The organism is Pacificispira sp., assembly GCF_965228185.1.
Lineage (GTDB): Bacteria > Pseudomonadota > Alphaproteobacteria > UBA8366 > Aestuariispiraceae > Pacificispira.
Genome location: NZ_CBDDHE010000002.1, coordinates 38,264 through 56,449 on the forward strand (window position 1 = coordinate 38,264; position 18,186 = coordinate 56,449).

At 62.3% G+C, this 18,186-nt stretch carries 17 protein-coding genes and 1 tRNA gene; 9 read left to right on the forward strand and 9 right to left on the reverse strand.

Going from position 1 to position 18,186, the window contains the following annotated elements:
• Positions 1-13 precede the first annotated feature (13 nt).
• The 4 genes from ACO06O_RS00255 to ACO06O_RS00270 form a co-directional block, all read right to left on the reverse strand.
• A complete protein-coding gene (locus tag ACO06O_RS00255; protein WP_421875086.1) occupies positions 14-1,366 on the reverse strand; it encodes a S41 family peptidase in 1,353 nt (450 codons plus the stop codon).
• A 90-nt stretch (positions 1,367-1,456) separates the two neighbouring features.
• Positions 1,457-1,984, reverse strand: a complete 528-nt coding sequence (locus ACO06O_RS00260; protein WP_421875088.1) for a gamma carbonic anhydrase family protein — start codon at positions 1,982-1,984, stop codon at positions 1,457-1,459.
• Between the two features lie 81 nt (positions 1,985-2,065).
• Positions 2,066-2,437, reverse strand: a complete 372-nt coding sequence (locus ACO06O_RS00265; protein ID WP_421875090.1) for a VOC family protein — start codon at positions 2,435-2,437, stop codon at positions 2,066-2,068.
• Position 2,438: 1 nt separating this feature from the next.
• On the reverse strand, positions 2,439-4,487 hold the full coding sequence (locus ACO06O_RS00270) for an EF-hand domain-containing protein (RefSeq protein WP_421875092.1): 2,049 nt from the start codon (positions 4,485-4,487) through the stop codon (positions 2,439-2,441).
• A gap of 144 nt (positions 4,488-4,631) precedes the next feature.
• On the opposite strand from ACO06O_RS00270, the gene ACO06O_RS00275 reads away from it, so the two are divergent.
• The 4 genes from ACO06O_RS00275 (at position 4,632) to ACO06O_RS00290 (ending at position 7,533) form a co-directional block, all read left to right on the forward strand.
• Positions 4,632-4,970 (forward strand): c-type cytochrome, encoded by a 339-nt coding sequence (locus ACO06O_RS00275; protein ID WP_421875094.1) that lies wholly within the window; start codon positions 4,632-4,634, stop codon positions 4,968-4,970.
• 5 nt (positions 4,971-4,975) lie between these two features.
• Positions 4,976-5,467, forward strand: a complete 492-nt coding sequence (locus ACO06O_RS00280) for a hypothetical protein (RefSeq protein ID WP_421875096.1) — start codon at positions 4,976-4,978, stop codon at positions 5,465-5,467.
• 52 nt (positions 5,468-5,519) lie between these two features.
• Positions 5,520-6,494 (forward strand): aldo/keto reductase, encoded by a 975-nt coding sequence (locus ACO06O_RS00285; protein ID WP_421875098.1) that lies wholly within the window; start codon positions 5,520-5,522, stop codon positions 6,492-6,494.
• A 118-nt stretch (positions 6,495-6,612) separates the two neighbouring features.
• Positions 6,613-7,533 (forward strand): DMT family transporter, encoded by a 921-nt coding sequence (locus ACO06O_RS00290; protein ID WP_421875100.1) that lies wholly within the window; start codon positions 6,613-6,615, stop codon positions 7,531-7,533.
• Between the two features lie 12 nt (positions 7,534-7,545).
• On the opposite strand, the gene ACO06O_RS00295 is transcribed toward ACO06O_RS00290, so the two are convergent.
• The 3 genes from ACO06O_RS00295 to ACO06O_RS00305 are packed head-to-tail and all read right to left on the reverse strand — an operon-like array spanning position 7,546 to position 11,145.
• Positions 7,546-8,550 (reverse strand): HlyD family secretion protein, encoded by a 1,005-nt coding sequence (locus tag ACO06O_RS00295; protein WP_421875102.1) that lies wholly within the window; start codon positions 8,548-8,550, stop codon positions 7,546-7,548.
• Entirely contained in the window at positions 8,547-9,839 is a 1,293-nt protein-coding gene (locus ACO06O_RS00300; protein ID WP_421875104.1) for a glycosyltransferase, read from the reverse strand. Before ACO06O_RS00300 ends, ACO06O_RS00295 begins: the two co-directional genes overlap by 4 nt.
• Positions 9,829-11,145 carry a hypothetical protein gene (locus tag ACO06O_RS00305; RefSeq protein ID WP_421875106.1) on the reverse strand — a complete coding sequence of 439 codons (1,317 nt, stop codon included), beginning with the start codon at positions 11,143-11,145 and terminating at the stop codon, positions 9,829-9,831. The genes ACO06O_RS00300 and ACO06O_RS00305 overlap by 11 nt, the downstream gene beginning before the upstream one ends.
• 241 nt (positions 11,146-11,386) lie before the next feature.
• Here ACO06O_RS00305 and ACO06O_RS00310 point away from each other — a divergent pair, with 241 nt between their 5' ends.
• The 3 genes from ACO06O_RS00310 (at position 11,387) to ACO06O_RS00320 (ending at position 14,873) form a co-directional block, all read left to right on the forward strand.
• Complete coding sequence (locus ACO06O_RS00310; protein WP_421875108.1) at positions 11,387-11,953, forward strand: histidine phosphatase family protein; 567 nt, start codon at positions 11,387-11,389, stop codon at positions 11,951-11,953.
• Positions 11,954-12,317: 364 nt separating this feature from the next.
• Positions 12,318-13,352: a dienelactone hydrolase family protein gene (locus ACO06O_RS00315; protein ID WP_421875110.1), complete on the forward strand. Its 1,035-nt coding sequence runs from the start codon at positions 12,318-12,320 to the stop codon at positions 13,350-13,352.
• Positions 13,353-13,604: 252 nt separating this feature from the next.
• On the forward strand, positions 13,605-14,873 hold the full coding sequence (locus ACO06O_RS00320; RefSeq protein ID WP_421875112.1) for a caspase family protein: 1,269 nt from the start codon (positions 13,605-13,607) through the stop codon (positions 14,871-14,873).
• Between the two features lie 63 nt (positions 14,874-14,936).
• On the opposite strand, the gene ACO06O_RS00325 is transcribed toward ACO06O_RS00320, so the two are convergent.
• Positions 14,937-15,011 (reverse strand) — tRNA-Val (locus ACO06O_RS00325).
• 162 nt (positions 15,012-15,173) lie between these two features.
• On the opposite strand from ACO06O_RS00325, the gene ACO06O_RS00330 reads away from it, so the two are divergent.
• Together ACO06O_RS00330 and ACO06O_RS00335 are read left to right on the forward strand one after the other, a co-directional pair.
• Positions 15,174-15,917, forward strand: coding sequence for a transglycosylase SLT domain-containing protein (locus tag ACO06O_RS00330; protein WP_421875114.1), 744 nt, complete (start codon positions 15,174-15,176; stop codon positions 15,915-15,917).
• Between the two features lie 116 nt (positions 15,918-16,033).
• Positions 16,034-17,245, forward strand: coding sequence for an aminotransferase class V-fold PLP-dependent enzyme (locus tag ACO06O_RS00335; RefSeq protein WP_421875116.1), 1,212 nt, complete (start codon positions 16,034-16,036; stop codon positions 17,243-17,245).
• Here ACO06O_RS00335 and ACO06O_RS00340 read toward each other — a convergent pair.
• Entirely contained in the window at positions 17,230-18,084 is an 855-nt protein-coding gene (locus ACO06O_RS00340) for a hypothetical protein (protein ID WP_421875118.1), read from the reverse strand. The two genes, ACO06O_RS00335 and ACO06O_RS00340, sit on opposite strands and share 16 nt — an antisense overlap.
• Between the last annotated feature and the right edge of the window lie 102 nt (positions 18,085-18,186).

Here is an 18,186-nt window from a genome sequence, read left to right on the forward strand (position 1 = left end):
GCCGCCCCGCGCATCAGTTCTTGAATGTGCCGCTGTTCCACAGAACGGAGTGACTGCCCCCCGCATTGCGGACCAGGTCGAGCGCAACCTGCAGCGCCTCGTCGACTTCCTCGGTATCCGGATTGTCGAGGGCATCCACATTCGGCTCGATACCCCCGTCCACGCTTTTGCCGCTGGGGGTATAGTAAAGCGCTGTCGTCAGTTTCAGCCCGCCGCCGCCATGGAATTCGAACGTGGTCTGAACCGACCCTTTGCCATAGCTTTTCTGACCGACCACCAGACCGCGATCGCGGTACTTGATCGCGCCGGCAACGATCTCCGACGCGCTGGCTGACCCTTGGTTGATCAGAACGACCACCGGCAATCCCTCGCTGGGATCCGCCAGATCGGCGCGGAATTCCTGTGACGACTTGCGGCTTCGGGTGGACACGACCAATCCGCCGCTCAAGAACGCCCCCGCGACGTCGATGCTTTCTTCCAAAAGGCCGCCCGGATTGCTGCGCAGGTCGACGACATAACCCCGCAGGTTGCCGGGTCCCGCCTCTTCCTTCAGCCGGATCATCTCGCGTCGCAGGGCCAGCCCGGTATCGCGCACGAAATGGGTGATCCGCAGATAGGCGACATTGTCCTCCAACCGTGCGCGGACCCGTTGGATGCGGATGACTTCACGCGTCAGAGGGACATCGAAACTGGGCACGCCGCTCCGCGCGACGGTCACCACGACCGTGGTACCGGGCGCACCGCGCAGCAATTCCACCGATTCCCGCAGCGACAGATCGGCAAGCGAACTGCCGTCGGCATGGGTCAGACGATCGCCGGGCTTCAACCCCGCGCGCATTGCCGGCGTGCCGTCGATCGGCGAGATCACTTCAAGGCCGGTCGGGTCCTTCTTGATCTCGATTCCCAGACCACCGAATGTGCCGTTGATTTCCTGATGCAGCTTGGAATACCCAGCCTTGTCCAGATAGACGGAGTAATCGTCCAGGGAATGCATCATCCCGTTGATGGCGGCTTCGACCAGTTGCGAATCCGTCGCCACGGCGGGATCGGGATAGGCCTCGCGCATGCCTGTCTGGGCAGCGAGGATCAATGCCTCGTCTTCAATCGGCCGAACATAATTCGTTTGGACGCGCTGATAGGCCTGCGCGAACAGGCGGACGTCGGCGTCCCCGGAATCGGACGGACCGGGACGGCCGCCGCGATATTCGCTCATCGCCCGTTCGATCTTGCTGGCAGCGTCCCGTGCCTGAGGCGAGGAAATATCCGCCGTGACGGCACAGGCCGCCGCGACGGCGCACGCCAAACCGGCGGCGATGAGAAGTTTCGTTCCGCGCTTCATGTAGAAGAGAATAGTCGAATTCGACATGGTCCGCCAATCGATCCCTTGGGTTGACGCCGACAGCCCGGCAAGTGGGCATATCGGGCATTTGGGCTGGTGCCCCGTTGCACCACGACGTCATTCACCGGCCAAAAATTCCCGCGCCCGGCGCCGATAATGTTCGGCATCGAAATCCAGAAAGCTTTCGTCGTCAGGCCTCATATCACGCAATTTCCGGGCCGGATTGCCGCCCCAGAGCTCACCGGTCGGGATAACCTTTCCCGGACCGACCAAGGCGCCCGCCGCAACGAAGGAACCGGTTTTCACCACCGCCCCATCCAGAACGATGGCGCCGATGCCGACCAGGCATCGATCCTCCAAGGTGCAGCCATGCAGCCGAACCCCGTGTCCGATGGTTACATTGCGTCCGATTATCGTCGGCCCGGTATCCAGGGTGACATGGATGACCGTGCCGTCCTGGACGTTCGACCCTTCCCCAACGGTGATACTTTGGTCGTCGCCCCGCAGCACAGAGCCGAACCAGACGCTGGCATGAGCCCCGATCGTGACATCCCCCACCAGCACGACGCCCGGCGCGACATAGGCGGTCGGATCGATCTTTGGATGTTTGCCCTGGAACGGGACAATGATCGGCGTGGCGGACATAAACGGCTGAGCCCGGGCAAAACTGAGATGGGCCTAGACTATGGGCTCCACCCCCGCGATGACAAGGCGTGGCGCTGCCGGTCAGTGCTTAAAATCGACATGCAGATGATTGCCGTCCGGATCGTTCAGATTGATCTGGGTGATCGGCATGCCCGGCAAGTCCACGGGCCGGAAGGGAATGCCCTCCGCCTCCAGAACGGCCAGAAAGGCGGGCATGTCATCCGCTGCGACGGCGAAATGTTCAAGCTGCTGGTCTCGTCGGTAGGGCGCCGGCGGGGCATCGACGCCGACCAGATGCACGATTGCCTGCCCCTCGCAATACAGCCAGGCGCCGGGAAACGCGAAGTCCGGCCTCGGCCCGACCGATAACCCGAGGACCCGGGTGTAAAAGTCGATCATCTCTTCCAGATTGGCGGTTCGAAGATTCACATGATCCAGGTGCCGCAGCGGCATATCAGAAATTCTCCTTCTTATAGCCGAAATCGACGCGCCCGCTCTCCCGCGCCAGGACGCGGGACAGGCCTTCGGGCCCGCAGAAGAACACATCGACGTCCGAATCCGGATGCGCCGCGCGGATTTCGGAGAAGACCGCCCGCCAATTGGGCCGCGACAGGCGGGTCGGCGCGCGAAGACCGGTCAGCAGGTCGCGTCCGACCTCCTTGTGATAGACCTCCATCGCCACGGTCAGACTGGCGGAGGTCAGTTCCGCCCGCAGCCCGGTCAGATATACCCTGAGGTCGATCAGATCCCTGGTTTCCGGATCGCCCTCCAATTCCGCCATCAATTCGACGAACCATTCGAAGGCCTGCTGATCCCGGTTCATCCAGATGAAATAGACTTTCTGCAGTTCCCGCGTTTCAGGATGACCCGACCGCCGCCGGTGCAGGATCGATCTAAGTATCGACGCAAAGGGCGTAACGCCGATCCCCGCCCCGACCAACACCGGAACCCGGCTGTCGAAAATATCGGATGCCGGTGACCCGTACGGCCCGTCCAGAAATACCTTCTGCCAGTTCGAGGGCCGGTGCGGCGGTTCGCAGGCCGCCAGTGCGTTCAACCGCCGGGTCCAGGTGCCGACGCTTCGGACATGCAGTTCCAGCGTCGTCGTGTCCTCGGGATTGGACGTTACCGTGAAAGGGTGCCACTCCCGGCGGGAAACGGCCGGATGCTTCAGGAAGACATATTCCCCGGCCTGATACTCGAACCATTCCGGCCGCGCCAGTTTCAGGCGCGTCACGTCGGAGGGCATCGCGTCCATGGCGCTGAGTTCCGCCGGCTGGCGTCCCCGCATCAGGCGGACCGCCTGTTCGATCAGGAACAGTGCGCCCGGCGCGATGACCCACATCCAGAATTCCGGCACATGGATCAGGAAAAAGGCGAACCACAGCCAGAACAGCCGGTGCGTGACATAAAACAGTTCGAACAGGCCGAGCTTGCGAATGAAGCTCAGCGAGCAAATCCAGACGACGACAAAAATGCCGACCAGGGTCAGGCCCGACCAGCCGATCCGGCTGCCGAACAGCTCGCCATAGATCAATTCGCGGGTGAAGAAATCCGGATCGACCATGGATTCATAGGTCGCGATATAGCCGCCGACATGGACCAGCGCCAGAATGAAGGAGACATGCCCGACAACCTTGTGGAAATCGATCGCACGGTCCAGCGGCAGGAAGGGTCCAAGCGGCGTCCGGCGCAGAAAGGTCAGGGAATGGCGCAGCATGCTGATCAGGATGACCGCGCCGTTCAGCTTCAGCGCCTCCGCCGCGCCTTGGGCGGTCACGGTGAACAGATCGGACCCCAGCGCCAGTTCGGCCAACGCGCCCTGCCGGAACATCCAGATATTGCCGACCGCATAGAGCAACAGCAGCGCCAACCAAGGCCGATCATTGTCCCACAGCCGTTCGCCCAGATCCGCCAGGGCCTGGATCGTTCGGCCGCCCTTGCGCCGGTCGCGGGGAATGCGCTGGGGCAATTTCAGCCATGTCGACGCGCTGGCGACCATCTGGTCCCGCAGGGCAGGATGCGCGTCGATACTGGCCTTGAATTCCGCGAAGCTGATGGCGCCGCTGCCATCGGTGTCGACCGACCGGAACAGGGCCGCGCTCAATGCCTGAAGTTTGTCCGGCGATACGTCCAGGCTGTGTTCGTTCAGGCTACGATCCAGAATATGGGTCAGTTCCTCCGGATCGACGGTGCCGTCGCCGTTCAGATCGTGTAGATCGAAGACGATGCGCAGTTTTTCGTCCGGCGACCCGTCGATCAGAATCTTCGCGAATTCGATGAATTCCCACAGCGTCACCGTGCCGCTGCCGTCCCGATCCACCAGCGCGAAGATTCGGGCCGCGTAATCCGCATCTTGCAGACCCAGGCCCACCTGCAGTTCCGCACAATCGATACGCTCGTCATCGCCGGCGATGGCCTTGAACCGGGTCTCGATATCGCGCAATTGCGATGCGACGTCCTTACCGGTCTTAACCTTCAATTCCGCTCGTTCGTCGGCCATTGACGCACGCCTCCCTATCCGCCCATTAACCATTTAACACATTCTTCGCGAACCGGCATATCCGTGATGATTGCCCAGAAATGCAAAGTATTTTATCTTTTCAACATGATGAGACGACTTCTGATCGCGATAGCGGCGCCCGCGATGCTCGTATCGACCCTCGCGCAGGCACAAGACATCTCGGGTGACCCCACGCGGGGCCGATCCCTCATGGAAGAAATGAAATGCCCGCAATGCCATGGGCAGGATGGCAAGGGACGGCTTAAAACGCCGGGCGTGCCGCGTATCGACGGCCAGTACGAAACCTATCTGGTCAATCAATTGCAGAACTTCCGCGACGGGCGACGTCCCCATAAATTCATGGAGGTCTATGCCGGCCGCCTGGACGGGCAGACGATCCGCGACCTGGCGGCCTTCTATGCCTGCCAAGGATCGGAACAGCCGCTGCTGCCCGATCCCGAACGCTGCACGCCGGTACGGTGACCGCCATGCGCCTGACGACACTTGCCGCAACGGGATTGATGCTGGGGCTGGTCGCCCTCGCCGGTGGGCGCGACGCCGCCGCGCTGGAATGCAACGAGAAGAACCCGGACATCTGCACGACCTGTGAAGATCTGCGCAAGGCCTATAGCGGCGGTGATATCAAATCGATCCGCCAGGTGCGCGGCCGGTCGGTCTGGACGCCGCTCTATGCCGCCTATTTCAAGGACTGCCCGGAACTGGCTGCCCGCTATCTGGGCATGGGCGTCCATCCCGCCGTCGGCGGCATGGAAGGCGATTTGTTGGCGACCGTCATTTCCTGGGACCGCTGGGAAGTGCCGAAACGCGCCGAATGGGTACAGATGCTGGTCCGGGGCGGCGCGCGCCTGGACAGCCCGCCGATCACCGACCGCACGACGCGCCAGCGCCTGATGCAGGAATACGGGCAGCGCGACGATATCATGGCGCTGATCAAGATCGCGGAAGACGCCGGCGGCTGATTTTACCGTCCGGCGGTTCCTGTCACCGGTCTCCACCAAAGGAAATGATGCAATGAAATCCGTTCGGCTGGGCCGCACCGGCCTGAAAGTCTCGCAATTGTGTTTCGGCACCATGTCTTTCGGCGGCGACGCCGACGGCGCGGAATCGAAACGGCTCTACGCCGCCTGTCGGGACGCCGGGATCGACTTCTTCGACTGCGCCGATGTCTATAACGGCGGCAAGGCGGAAGAGATCCTGGGCGATCTGATCCGGCCGGAACGCGACCGCATCATCCTGACATCGAAATGCGCCTCGGTCCTGGGCGACGGCAGTCAGCCCAACCGGGGCGGCGCCAATCGCCGCCACATCCTGAAGGCAGTGGAAGACAGCTTGAAACGGCTTGGCACCGACCGGCTGGATATCCTGTTTTTGCATCGCTGGGACCCGGAAACGCCGATCGAGGAAAGCCTGCGCACGCTGGAGGATCTGGTCCGGTCGGGTAAGGTCGTCCATATCGGCGCAAGCAACTATACCGCCTGGCAGATGGCAAAATCCTTGGGCATTCAGGACCGCAACGCCTGGTCCCGTTTCGACGTCATCCAGCCGATGTACAATCTGCTCAAGCGCCAGGCGGAGGTCGAAATCCTGCCCCAGGCGGCGGAAGAAGGATTGGGCGTCATTTCTTACGGCCCAAATGCCGGCGGACTTCTGACCGGCAAGTACCGGGACGGGGCGCGGCCTGAAGGGGCGCGCATGATCGCCAGTGCGATGTACGCCAAACGCTACGCCGACGACTATTACTATGATACGGCGGCGCAATTCACTGCCTTCGCCGACCGGATGGGCGTTCATCCCGTCAGCCTCGCCGTCGCCTGGGCGACCCATCATCCGGCAATCACCTGCCCGATCATCGGCGCACGGTCCGTCGAACAGCTTCAGGCGTCGCTCGCCTCCGTCGACGTGCCGATGTCGGACGCGCTCTGGGCCGATATCGCGGCCCTGACCCGGCGGCCGCCCTCCCCCGTCGACCGCGACGAGGAACTGTGAGCGTCACCTCACGACGGGGCGCGTCATAACTCCTATGCCCATCGGTCTGGGCGGACCGCATTGCCATTGACGCATCCCCGTGCTGAAACCGGTGTCCCTCATTCCGAAAGGAACGCGCGTGAGCGACAACGCCACACCCGCCCAGGATTCCGGCCGCCATCTGGCGGAATCCTATCTGCTGCTGACGGCGACGTCGCTTTGCTGGGCCGGTAACGCCGTGCTGGGGCGGCTGGCGGTGGGCGAGGTCTCGCCCATGATGGTCGTCCTGGGGCGCTGGGTCGGCGTGTTGATCCTCTGTCTTGTCTTCCTGCTGCCGATGCTGCGCCGCGACTGGCCGGTGTTGAAGCGCCACCTGCCCTTCCTGGCCCTCCTGGGCGCTACCGGATTTACCGGGTTCAACGCCTTGTTCTATCTGGCCGCCCACGGCACGACGGCGCTGAATATCGGCATTTTGCAGGGCACGATCCCGATCTTCGTTCTGGTCGGGTCGTTTCTGATTTACCGCAGCGGTCTACGCCCGATGCAGGGGCTGGGGGTGGTCCTGACGGTGACCGGCGTCATCACCGTCAGCAGCGGCGGCAGTGTCGACCGGCTGCTGGCGCTGCAGTTCAATCCGGGCGACCTGTTGATGCTGTGCGCGTGCATCCTCTATGCCGGCTATACGATCGCCTTGCGCAACCGGCCGAAGGTTTCGCCGCTCAGCATGTTCGCCGTGATGGCCGGGGCGGCCTTCATCGTCTCCCTGCCCGCGGCGGGGATCGAGGCGGCGCTGGACCGGTTCCAGTGGCCGACACCGCTGGGCTGGCTTCTGATCGGTTTGGTGACGGTCTTCCCATCCTTCATCGCCCAGATTTTCTTCATCCAGGGCGTCGACCGCATCGGCCCCGCCCGGGCAGGCGTCTTCGTCAATCTGGTGCCGATCTTCGCGGCCGCCATGGCGGTCCTGTTCCTCAAGGAAGCCTTCCACCTCTATCACGCGATCGCGCTGACGCTGGTCCTGATCGGGATATACCTGTCGGAAAAGTTCAAGCCGGCCTAGGCTTTGGCCGCCTTACAGCGGCAGCCAGGCCAGTGCCGCATGCCGGACCGTTACGGTCGAGAACACCGGCGGCGCCTCCCCATCGAACACGACGCGGACGACACGCCGCCGTTCCGGTCGACCCAACGTATCGAGCAATTCCTGCGGCACCGACCGGGCGTAGTTGCTGACCCGCTCAATCCGGCCGCGATAGGCATCGGCCCCTGCGAACACGATGACCGCGTCTCCCTGATCGATGGAATACAGGGTGCCGGTCGGAATATAGCCCAGAACGTAGGGTGCGCCGGACAAGATCGAAATGGCGGTATCACCAGGCTCGATCACCGCGCCGGGATAGGGCAGATCCGGTGCGACCTGGCCCGTCACCGGCGACTTTACGGTACCACCGTCATAGTCGTTCTCGAACCCGTGGATCACGCCGCGCAGCCGCTGCAGCGTGTCCGACAATCCGTCGACCAAGGCGCCGGACTTGACCAGGGCGGCATTCAATTCTTCAAGTTCCAGTTTCGCCTTGAATTCCGCATCGATTGCCTGACCCAACTCAGCGCTGGAAACGAGATTCCTGGATTCCAGATCCCGGACCTGCCGCAGGCGGGCCTCGGCGACGGAATATCGGCTTTCCGCCAATTGTATCAGGCGTGGAAGGGACGTGTACTCCGCTCGCGCCGTATAAAGATCGGCCTCCAGTTCCGCCTCGTCCCGACGCAGCGTCGCCAGGGTCCGTCTGGCATCCAGCGACCGCAGCGCGAAGATCGGATCGCCCCGTTCCACTTCCTGACCTTCGTCGACGAAGACCGCCTGGATCGTGGCGTTGTATTCGACGCCGACATCGATCCGGTCGCGCAGAACGATCCCGTCACCGCGCAGGACGACATAGTCGCCGACCAACAACCGCAGCAAGGCCAAGGCGAACAGGCCGAGACAGGTCAGATAGATGATCCGTGTCCAGCGGCGCCCGCTGCCGCGCACTTCATTCTCGATTCCGGAATCGAATGACAGGCGGCGCAACCGCTTCATGACTGATCCTTTCTTGCCGCATCCAGTACCCGTCTCGGCACATAGCTGTCCTTGTAGGATCCCTGTCGCAGGATCTCGTCGGCGATCGCCGCCATGCGGACAAACCGCAAGATGAAACTGCTGACCAGCGAGTACAGCGGCACATAGGGCAGATATCGCAGACTTCGGAGGTCGCCGGACACGATGACCGCAAACAGGAAGGTCACCAATGCGAACAGGACATAGATCATCGCGACCGCCAGCAATATCGCCGGGGCATCGCCGCGATACGCCATGAACAGCCAAACCACATACAAGGTGAATGAAAACGGCAGTAAGGCCTGAAACACCAGAATATCGATATGGCCAAAGGCGTCCGACAGGCTGAAACGGCTCTGACCGGGTCGCAGCGACACGGCGAACTTTTCCAGCCGCACCCGGACCAGACTGCGGTTCCAGCGCAGACGCTGGCGGATCAACGACTCCATCGTGGTCGGGACATCCGTGTAAGCCATGGCAGCCGTCGCGAAGGCGATCCGCCATCCCGCTCGGCGAAGCTTTTCCGTCAGGTCGGCATCCTCGCCTGGCCCGACCTCCCAGCCCGCGACGCCGACCAGGGCCTCACGGCGGAACATGCCGACCGCACCGGAAACAATGAACAAGATGCCGAAGGAATCCGCGAATGTCCGCCCCATGCTGATGCTGATCAGATATTGGATCGCCTGAACGATGGTTGTCAGACTTTCCATTGCATTGCGGGGCGCCAGATTGCCGGCCACAGCGCCGACCTTCGGATCGGCAAACTCGCGATACATGCATTCGATCGCGTCGGGGGCGAACTCCGTATCGATATCGGCAATCACGACATAGCGACCGGTAGCGTACCGCAAACCCAGATTGGCCGCCGCGCTCTTTCCCGAACGCAGTTCGGTGCGCAGCGCAATGTCGACCAAACCCTCGCGCCGCAAATCGGCGGCGACATCCGACATGCCATCCGTAGAACCGTCGTCCACGACGACGATCTGGCTCGGCGCCAAAGTCTGCTGACGCAGCGAGTCGACCGTCGCCCGCAGGCCGCCTGCCTCATTATGCCCCGGCAATAAGACGGTAACGTCGGCATATCCGGCAGGCTCCTCCGGCGCGCGGGTCACATGCCGCCCGCCGAAACCAGGACGCCGCCAGACCGCCAGCGCCACCGCCCCGCCGGTCAACAGATAGCGCGGGACCTCAAGCAGGATCATATGCCAGAACGCGCCGACCGCTTCGGCCTGCGTCAGGGTTCCGAGCCAGGCAAGCGCGTCACCGAGCATCGCCGCCCTGCGCAATCGCAATCGGGGGCGTTTCGTCCGGCGTCGTCACCTCGCGCGCGACGATGCGAATCGGCCGGTCTTCCCCCAGCTTGTCTTTCACCCGCCCCTCGATGGTACGCATCAGGGCCTCAAAGTCCGTCGATCCGCCGGTCGTCGTCACAACGAACCCGTCCGTCGCGTCGGACAACTCCGTCGAGATGACATCCGTGTCCCGCATCGACTTCGTCAGTACCGAATGCACAATCTCATACCCGTTCGCCAGATCGGTCGGATCGCCGCCATCGGCCAGGGACAGTTCCAATTTGAACGTTCGCGCCGATGTCGGTCCCGGCCGGTCGTCCGCGACCGCGTCACCTTCCGGCGACGAGTGGCCGCCACCGCGCAACAGATCCAGGATCCGATCCTCCTTGCCGTCGCGCAGCAAGGTCAGGGCCATGGTGGCGTTCGGGGTCAATTCATAACGCCAGATGCGCCGGAACCCCATCCTGTCGCCACGGGTGTCTGTACCGCAATCCAGACACCGAAAGCCGACTTCAGGCTCCGTCATGTCCCCATTGCAGGACAGGCACACAAACAGATTGCCCGATTGATCGTAGTCCCGGCCGTAATGGCGCAATTCGTGATGGCATTTCGGACAATGCCAGCCGTCTTCGCCCTCCCGCTCGAAATCCTCCTCCGGTCCCTGATAGCCGCAGCGGTAATGATGAACGATGGTGGACTTTTCCAGGGTCGCCTTGCCGCAGAACACGCAAACCTCGCGCGCCAGGGCGCGGCTGCCCTCGCACTGGGGGCATTGCGGCAAGGTATCCGTCGCGCTGCGCGTCATCAGCCCGGCGTCGTGAAGGTCCTGCAGCGGGACGTCCAGGTCGGAGTGCCCCAACAGGCCCGGGAACCGCGCGACGGTGGGATCCGACGGGTCGAATTCCGGGGCAAGACCGGTTTGCCGGGAATAGGCCAGCGCCAGAACGGCGATATGCGTCGAATCCGATGCGGCCTTGCACAGCCGGTTATTCAACCGCTTCCAAATCCTGTTCACGGCGCCGCGGATTTTTTCCAGGCCATCCTGTTCTTCAGGCTGCACCCAGACATCGACATGAACCCGCACCCGGGGATCGAGATCGCCGAACACCACCAACGGCGCGACAGTGGCGGCCGAGGGCGTCGATTGATGCCCGACGTCCAGATAAAGATCGGACGGATTACAGGCGACAGCCTGGAACGCCTCGCTCGGAGAATCCTCGGTCGAAAAGCTAACTCCGTCGACCTCCGGCGGACGACCTTTGCCGATCCAATGCAACACAAGCATTACAATGCCTCGCTAGGCACATCGCCTATCGTTCGCCCAGCCCCGTCCATATCGTTTGGTTAAAGTTAGTAACTTATTGTTTGCCTTCAATACTATTCCCGGGAAATCAACCGATCCGCGCAGTGAAGAAGGAAACGACACCGATGACACGGCGCCTAGACCGACAACTCCATGATCCGGACACCGTCAGGAACCGTATCCGTCACCAGTTGCTTATCGGGAAAAACTTGGGAAAACCGGCATGAAACGGACTATGTGGGTCACCGCGATTCTGATCGTCACCCTGAATGCTGTCCCGGCCGCCGCCGAACCGTTGTTATGGCAGGCCCTGCGCGACGGCCGGGCGGCAGTGCTGATCCGCCACGCCCTGGCGCCCGGCACCGGCGACCCTGCCGCCTTCGATGTCGGCGACTGCGCCACGCAGCGCAACCTGTCGGAAGAGGGCCGGGCCCAGGCCCGCCGGATCGGGGACATGTTCCGTGCCAACGGCATCGACACCGCCACTATCCTGACCAGCCAATGGTGCCGCTGCCGCGACACCGCCACCGAAATGGCGCTCGGGCCGGTACAGGATGCCTCCTTCCTGAACTCCTTCTTCGCCAATCGCGGCGACGGCCCCGATCAGACCGCCGCCTTGCGCGCCTATCTGATCGCAACCGCTTTGAACGCCCCTGTCGTAATGATCACGCATCAGGTCAATATCACCGCGCTGACCGGCCATTTCCCTCGCTCGGGGGAAATTGTTTTCATTGCGATGCCCGTTGACGAGAATGTGCGTATCCTGGGTACCATCCAGACATTGCAGTAAGGACCTCCCCACGCGACGGCAACAGCGATCGGGGACCATAACTCTGCGAAAGCAAAGCAACCGGCCAGCCCATCGCGCCGTTTACGGCCTTATTACAAAATAATACCGAAAAATATCTCTGCCTCATTCGGCGCCAAACAGATAAATTCAACCAAGACGATATACATAAGACTTAATAAAATCAGTCAATCAAGAGAGAAATGGAACAGACATACAAACCGACAATTTCCATTTCGATGAAATCTCCCCAATATATACTCAAATACATTGAACTGATATATATTTCCTTATTGAGGACACTTATTCGCGAGGGAAACGTGAAGTCCTTCAATGGGCGTAAATAAACTTCTGGGGGAATAGAATCATGATTGATCTAAAAATGGGCCTCGCTCGTCACGCGCTTGGTCGAACCATTGTTGCGGTCGCCGCCAGTGCGCTGATAGCTTCCTGTCAAAGTGCGTCGGCCCCGACCGGCCCGGCCCTGACGCAGTTGTCTGGTACGGAAACCGGCGACATCCTTTACGAAAGCCGATCCCCCTATGACTTCGTGAACATGATCGACGGATCCGCACCGGAGGTGACCGTTCCGGCCACCCTGACCTTCCCGGACGGCGCAAATCCCGGAACCCCGGTCCCGGCCGTGATCATCATGCATGACAGTGCAGGCGTGGACGCGGTTCATGAACACGCCTATGCGTCGATGTTGAACCGGGAAGGCTATGCAACGCTGGTCGTCGACAGCTACGGTGCGCGCGGCATTCGGAGTACGGAAGCGAACCAGACCCTGGTAACCGCGGTGATGATGCTCGCCGATGCCTATGCCGGACTGAACCTGCTCAGCTCGGACCCACGCATTGACGGATCCAAGGTCGCGGTGATGGGATTCTCAAAGGGCGGTATGGTCGCGCTCTATTCATCCCTCGAGCAGGTCAGGAAATGGTTCGCCACTGGCGACGACCGTTTCGCCGCGCATGTCCCGATCTATCCGTATTGCGGGTTGCTGCCGGACGAAACGGAACTGACTGGCGCGCCCGTGAAGATGCTGCTCGGCGGCTTGGACGATTACACGCCCGTGTCTCAGTGTCAGACGGTTCAGGAACACGTCGATCCGGAAGGCACCCTCATGACTCTGGAAATCTACAAGGGGGCTTATCACTCCTTCGACGGATCGTGGAATGTCGAGCGGGAGCCTTTCTTCAATCCGAGTGACTGTCACTTCTCCTTTGGCTCGGACGGCATAACGCGGGAACGCGGAACCGGCCGTATCGCCTCCACTGCGGAGCAGCGACAGGAGGTCCTTAGCGACTGTGGATCGATGGGAATCACATCCGGTCGCAACTCGCAGGCATCGGCTCAGGCCAGACAGGATTTGAAGTCTTTTCTGAGCGCTACCTTCTGAACGTTACGACACCCTACGTCGGTCCCGACCGACATCACCCGGTCGGAACCGACTTAGCAAAGCCCCCTGGAAAGCTCCGGGGGGCTTGTCCGTTCGGCATCCGCCGCCCGATCCGGAACCATCGTCGGCAACGAAAGTTATGGTCACGGCCTACCGCAAACCTGCCCAATTTCGACACTGTTCGTACTTTCGGAATAACCTGATAAACTATCCTTTCAGAATATCGCAGCGTTCGGGAGGGAGGAATACCCCATGGCCCGTACTCCGTTGGCGATGCTGTTAGGGATAATGATGAGCCTGATCGTCGCTGCAAATTCCGCAGCGGCGGAAACGCGTATGGCGCTCGTGATCGGCAATGGCAATTATGCCACGGCCCCCTTGCAAAACCCGCCGAATGACGCGCGGCTGGTCGGGGACACCCTGGAAAGCCTGGGGTTCACCGTTTCTCGCCATTCCGATCTGGACCAACGCGCCCTGAAGCGCGCCGTGCTGGATTACGGCGAGGCGTTGGCGGAGGCCGGGCCCGACACCATCAATGTGATCTACTATGCCGGGCATGGCGTTCAGATTCAGGGGCGCAACTATCTGATCCCGGTAAAGGCGCAGATCGAACACGAACGCGACGTCCCGATCGAAGCGGTGGCCGCCGATGAGATCCTGCAATCCATCGCCTATGCGGAGACCCAGCTCAACATCGTCATTCTCGACGCCTGCCGGAACAATCCCTATGCGCGCAGCTTCCGCTCGTCGGAAACCGGACTGGCGCGCATGGATGCGCCGCGGGGAACGCTGCTGGCTTACTCGACCGCCCCGGGATCCGTCGCGGCGGACGGTACCGGGCGCTACAGCCCCTATGCACGTGCCCTGGCCCGGGCCATGAACCTGCCCGGACTGCCAATTGAGGAGGTCTTCAAGCGCGCCCGGATCGACGTCATGGAACATACCGCCGAACGGCAGGTACCCTGGGAAAGCTCGAGCCTGACCGGCAACTTCTCCTTCGTTCCGGCCGCTGCCGCAGGCGACGTTGCCGCGCAATCGCGCGAGGCCGTGTTCTGGAGCTCTATCGCGGCCCAGGACGATCCCGCCCTGTTTGAGGAATACCTGACACGATATCCGGATGGGCTGTTCCGCAGCATCGCCGAAAGCCGCCTTGCAGCCCTGTCAGGCGCCGCATCCGCGCCACCACGCGCCGCGCGTACTGGCCCTGTCCGGTTCAAACCGGGTACCTATGACCCCGCCATTCTGCGCAGCGAAACCGAATGTGCGGAAGTCCGGTTCCAATCGGTCACCCTGGAGCCGGAAAGCGGCAAGGGATTCTGGCTTCACCCGGATACCACCGGAACCGTGCAGTATCGTATCGAGGACGGCATCGTCGGCGTGAAGTTCAAGGGGACCCTGGTCAGCGAAACCCACGAGACCGTGCAGATCCAGGGGTCGGATCTGTTCGTCCGAATACGGGTCATCTATGCCGGAGGGGTCTGCAAGATCGCCTATTGGCTGAAAGGCGCCATCGGCCCGTAGGGACCGATTCCTTTCTTGCGATCAGTAAAAGACGAAACCCCCAGGTTTCCCTGGGGGTTTCGATGGTGGGCGCGGCAAGGATTGAACTTGCGACCCCTGCGATGTCAACACAGTGCTCTCCCACTGAGCTACGCGCCCGCGTCTCTGTGGACGGCGCGGTGTTTAGCACCCGTTTTCGGGTCCATCAAGCATTTGATCGCAGGAAAATTCATCGAACGGACATCCGGCGGCGGGAACACTGGCACAGGCCTTGCTTTCCCTGACGGTCGAGAGAGAAGTCTATCGGACGGGAGAGGTTCGATGTTGCGCGTATCCCTGGCCCTGGCGCTGTTTTGCGCCCTTCTGACAACCGGTCCCAGCGTCCGGGCGGAAGATCTTGCCGCCGCCCCGGCAGGGGCTATCGCCCCGGGAGGCTCGTCGGCAAAAGGCGATGCCGGACCCTGTGCGGCCGCCATCGCCTTCGCGGAGCGGGCGAAGAATATTCCGGTCCATCTGCTGCAGGCGATTTCGCTGACCGAGAGCGGACGCTGGAGCGACGCCCATGACGCCTTCATCGCCTGGCCCTGGACGGTCATGGCGGAGGGCAAGGGCCGTTACCTGCCCAGCATGGCCGCCGCCATTGCCGAGGTGGAGGCGCTGCAGGCGCGCGGCGTGACAAATATCGATGTCGGCTGCATGCAGGTGAACCTGTATTACCACGGCCGGAACTTCGCCAGCCTGGAAGATGCCTTCAACCCGATCCACAATGTCGCCTATGCCACGACCTTCCTGACCGACCTGCGTCAGAAGCGCAGCAGTTGGACCCGGGCGGTGAAGGAATATCATTCGACCAAGCCGGAGCGGCAGGAAATATACCGCGAGCGCGTCATGCGGATCTGGGACGCCCTGAAAAAGGGCCGCCCGATCGGCGGGCGCGATACCGGGCTGGAAAGTGCCGGTTACGCCTATATCGCGACCGCCGAATGGCCGCCGCGCAACTACCGCGCCCAGAAACAGATGGAAGCCGCCGCCCGCGCCCGGGTGATGACCAGCGGACAGTTCTGAACCAACCGATCTGAAGCGCTTTATTGTACCCGGACATTTTTGCCCCGCCCGCCGTCTTGCGGGCCGCGACCGGATCGTCTTAAGTCGTCACGGCATAGAACAAAGAGGGGGCGGCCATGAGCGATGCGGGCACGATGGAACTGGATGTCGAAGGACTGCGCGCGGACACGCCGGGCTGCGGCGGCGGGTTGATCCATCTGAACAATGCCGGGGCCGGACTGATGCCGCGGCCGGTGCTGGAAAGCGTCCAGGCGCATCTGACCCGCGAGGCGACGATCGGCGGCTACGAGGCCTTCAACCTGGCCAAGGATCAGGCCGAAAGCCTGTATGCCAGCGCAGCGAAGCTTATCGGCGGAAAGCCCAACGAGATCGCCTATCTGGAGAACGCGACCCGCGCCTGGGACGCCGTGTTCTATGCCTTCGACTGGCGGCCCGGCGACACGGTCGTCACCGCCCGGTCGGAGTACAATTCCAATATGATCGCCTTCCGGCATGCGGAAAAACGCCATGGCATCCGCGTCCTGCTGGCGCCCGACACGCCGGACGGCGCGGTCGACCCGGCGGGCCTGGAGGCGCTGCTGGACGACAGCGTGAAACTGATCTGCCTGTCCCACATGCCGACCAATGACGGGCTGGTGAACCCGGCGGAGGCCGTCGGCGCGGTCGCGGCGAAGCACGGCATCCCCTATCTGCTGGATGCCTGCCAGTCGGTCGGACATTACCCGGTCGATGTCGCGAAGACCGGCTGTACCATGCTGTCGACCACGGGCCGGAAGTTCCTTCGCGGCCCGCGCGGCACGGGCTTCCTATGGGTGCGCGAGGACTGGATCGGGAAGCTGGACCCGCCCTTCCTGGACAACCGCGCCGCCCGATGGACGGAAATCGACGGCTATGAAGTCTGGGACACCGCACGGCGTTTCGAGAACTGGGAAAGCTTCGTCGCCGGCCGGATCGGCCTTGGGGTCGCCCTGGACTATGCCAACATGCTGGGCCCGCAGGCGATCTGGAACCGGGTGACCGCCCTCGCCAATCGCATGCGGGCGGGCTTGGCGGCCATTCCCGGCATCACGGTCCATGATCGCGGCACGGTGAAAAGTGCCATCGTCACCTTCTCCCACAAGGAGGTGGCGACGACGGAGATCGTGAACCGCCTCAGGCTGGAACACCGGATCAACACCTCAGCCTCGGACGTGCAACTGACCCGGACCGATACGCTGGACACGGGGATCAAGGCGATGGTCCGCGCCTCGCCGCATGTCTACAATACGGAAGACGAGATCGACACGTTGCTGAACGCCGTCGCCGGGATCGTTCAGGTCCGGAAATAGGCGTAGACGCGGCCGATATAGGCGCAGGCCAGCAGAATGCCCAAAGCCTGGATCGCCGCCCGGATCGCCCCGCCCAGCAGCCAGACACCCGAGGGCAAAACCATGCCGAAGCCGATCATCAGGGCAAGCTGAGCCAGGAACAGGATCCCGGCAAAGCTGACCAGGGACCAGAAGAGCGGCCATGCCTGGGGCTTGGTTTCCGCCCAACCGCCCTTGACGTCGAAGGCATCACCCAGCGCCGTCGCCCCCAGCGCCGGCATGAACCGGGACGTCACGTAAACGAAGGCCGCGAGGCCGAAGGCCGATCCGGCGATGCTGGTCAGGCTCATCAGCGTGCTGCCGACACCGCCGGCCAGGGTCCCGATAATCGCCGACAGGACGCTGACCACCAGCGTCGCGGCGATCAGGACGCCGATCATGGCCCCAAGAGACATCAGCGCGATCAGCACATAGGCCGACAGATACCGCACCTCCGCGCCGCCCAGGGACAGCAGCGGAAACCGCCCGTCTTCCGGCGGGCCAAAGACGGTGAGGCGGATCCAGATGGTTATCGCAGGGACCAGCAGGACGAGTCTCACGATTTCATAGGCGAGAACTTCCAGCAGTCCGCCCGGCGCCGTCATGTACTCGATCAACTGCGCCAGATCGTTGCCTTCCGGCGGGGCGGGCGGCAGCGGCAGAATCGACGTCACTACCAGGCTGGCGGCGACGAAAGCGACCAGCGACAACCAGGCGGAGCGCAGATAAAGCCCGAAATGCGAGAACGGCAGCATGAAGCTGCCCAGCACGATATCCTTCGACGGGAAGGCCCCCGGCCCGGCCTCATCGGGTTTGCTCACGATACCCCCTGCGCGCGATCAACAAGTCGCGTTGGATATAGGGACTTCGGAAAGGTTTGACCACCATTCCGGGGGCAAAGCGCCTAGACTGATTGAGATCTC

Bases quoted from the DNA above. Each gene is read 5' to 3' on its own strand.
- ACO06O_RS00255 (WP_421875086.1), bottom strand. From the start codon at position 1,366: ATGTCGAATTCGACTATTCTCTTCTACATGAAGCGCGGAACGAAACTT.
- ACO06O_RS00260 (WP_421875088.1), bottom strand. From the start codon at position 1,984: ATGTCCGCCACGCCGATCATTGTCCCGTTCCAGGGCAAACATCCAAAG.
- ACO06O_RS00265 (WP_421875090.1), bottom strand. From the start codon at position 2,437: ATGCCGCTGCGGCACCTGGATCATGTGAATCTTCGAACCGCCAATCTG.
- ACO06O_RS00270 (WP_421875092.1), bottom strand. From the start codon at position 4,487: ATGGCCGACGAACGAGCGGAATTGAAGGTTAAGACCGGTAAGGACGTC.
- ACO06O_RS00275 (WP_421875094.1), top strand. From the start codon at position 4,632: ATGCTCGTATCGACCCTCGCGCAGGCACAAGACATCTCGGGTGACCCC.
- ACO06O_RS00280 (WP_421875096.1), top strand. From the start codon at position 4,976: ATGCGCCTGACGACACTTGCCGCAACGGGATTGATGCTGGGGCTGGTC.
- ACO06O_RS00285 (WP_421875098.1), top strand. From the start codon at position 5,520: ATGAAATCCGTTCGGCTGGGCCGCACCGGCCTGAAAGTCTCGCAATTG.
- ACO06O_RS00295 (WP_421875102.1), bottom strand. From the start codon at position 8,550: ATGAAGCGGTTGCGCCGCCTGTCATTCGATTCCGGAATCGAGAATGAA.
- ACO06O_RS00300 (WP_421875104.1), bottom strand. From the start codon at position 9,839: ATGCTCGGTGACGCGCTTGCCTGGCTCGGAACCCTGACGCAGGCCGAA.
- ACO06O_RS00305 (WP_421875106.1), bottom strand. From the start codon at position 11,145: ATGCTTGTGTTGCATTGGATCGGCAAAGGTCGTCCGCCGGAGGTCGAC.
- ACO06O_RS00310 (WP_421875108.1), top strand. From the start codon at position 11,387: ATGAAACGGACTATGTGGGTCACCGCGATTCTGATCGTCACCCTGAAT.
- ACO06O_RS00315 (WP_421875110.1), top strand. From the start codon at position 12,318: ATGATTGATCTAAAAATGGGCCTCGCTCGTCACGCGCTTGGTCGAACC.
- ACO06O_RS00320 (WP_421875112.1), top strand. From the start codon at position 13,605: ATGGCCCGTACTCCGTTGGCGATGCTGTTAGGGATAATGATGAGCCTG.
- ACO06O_RS00330 (WP_421875114.1), top strand. From the start codon at position 15,174: ATGTTGCGCGTATCCCTGGCCCTGGCGCTGTTTTGCGCCCTTCTGACA.
- ACO06O_RS00335 (WP_421875116.1), top strand. From the start codon at position 16,034: ATGAGCGATGCGGGCACGATGGAACTGGATGTCGAAGGACTGCGCGCG.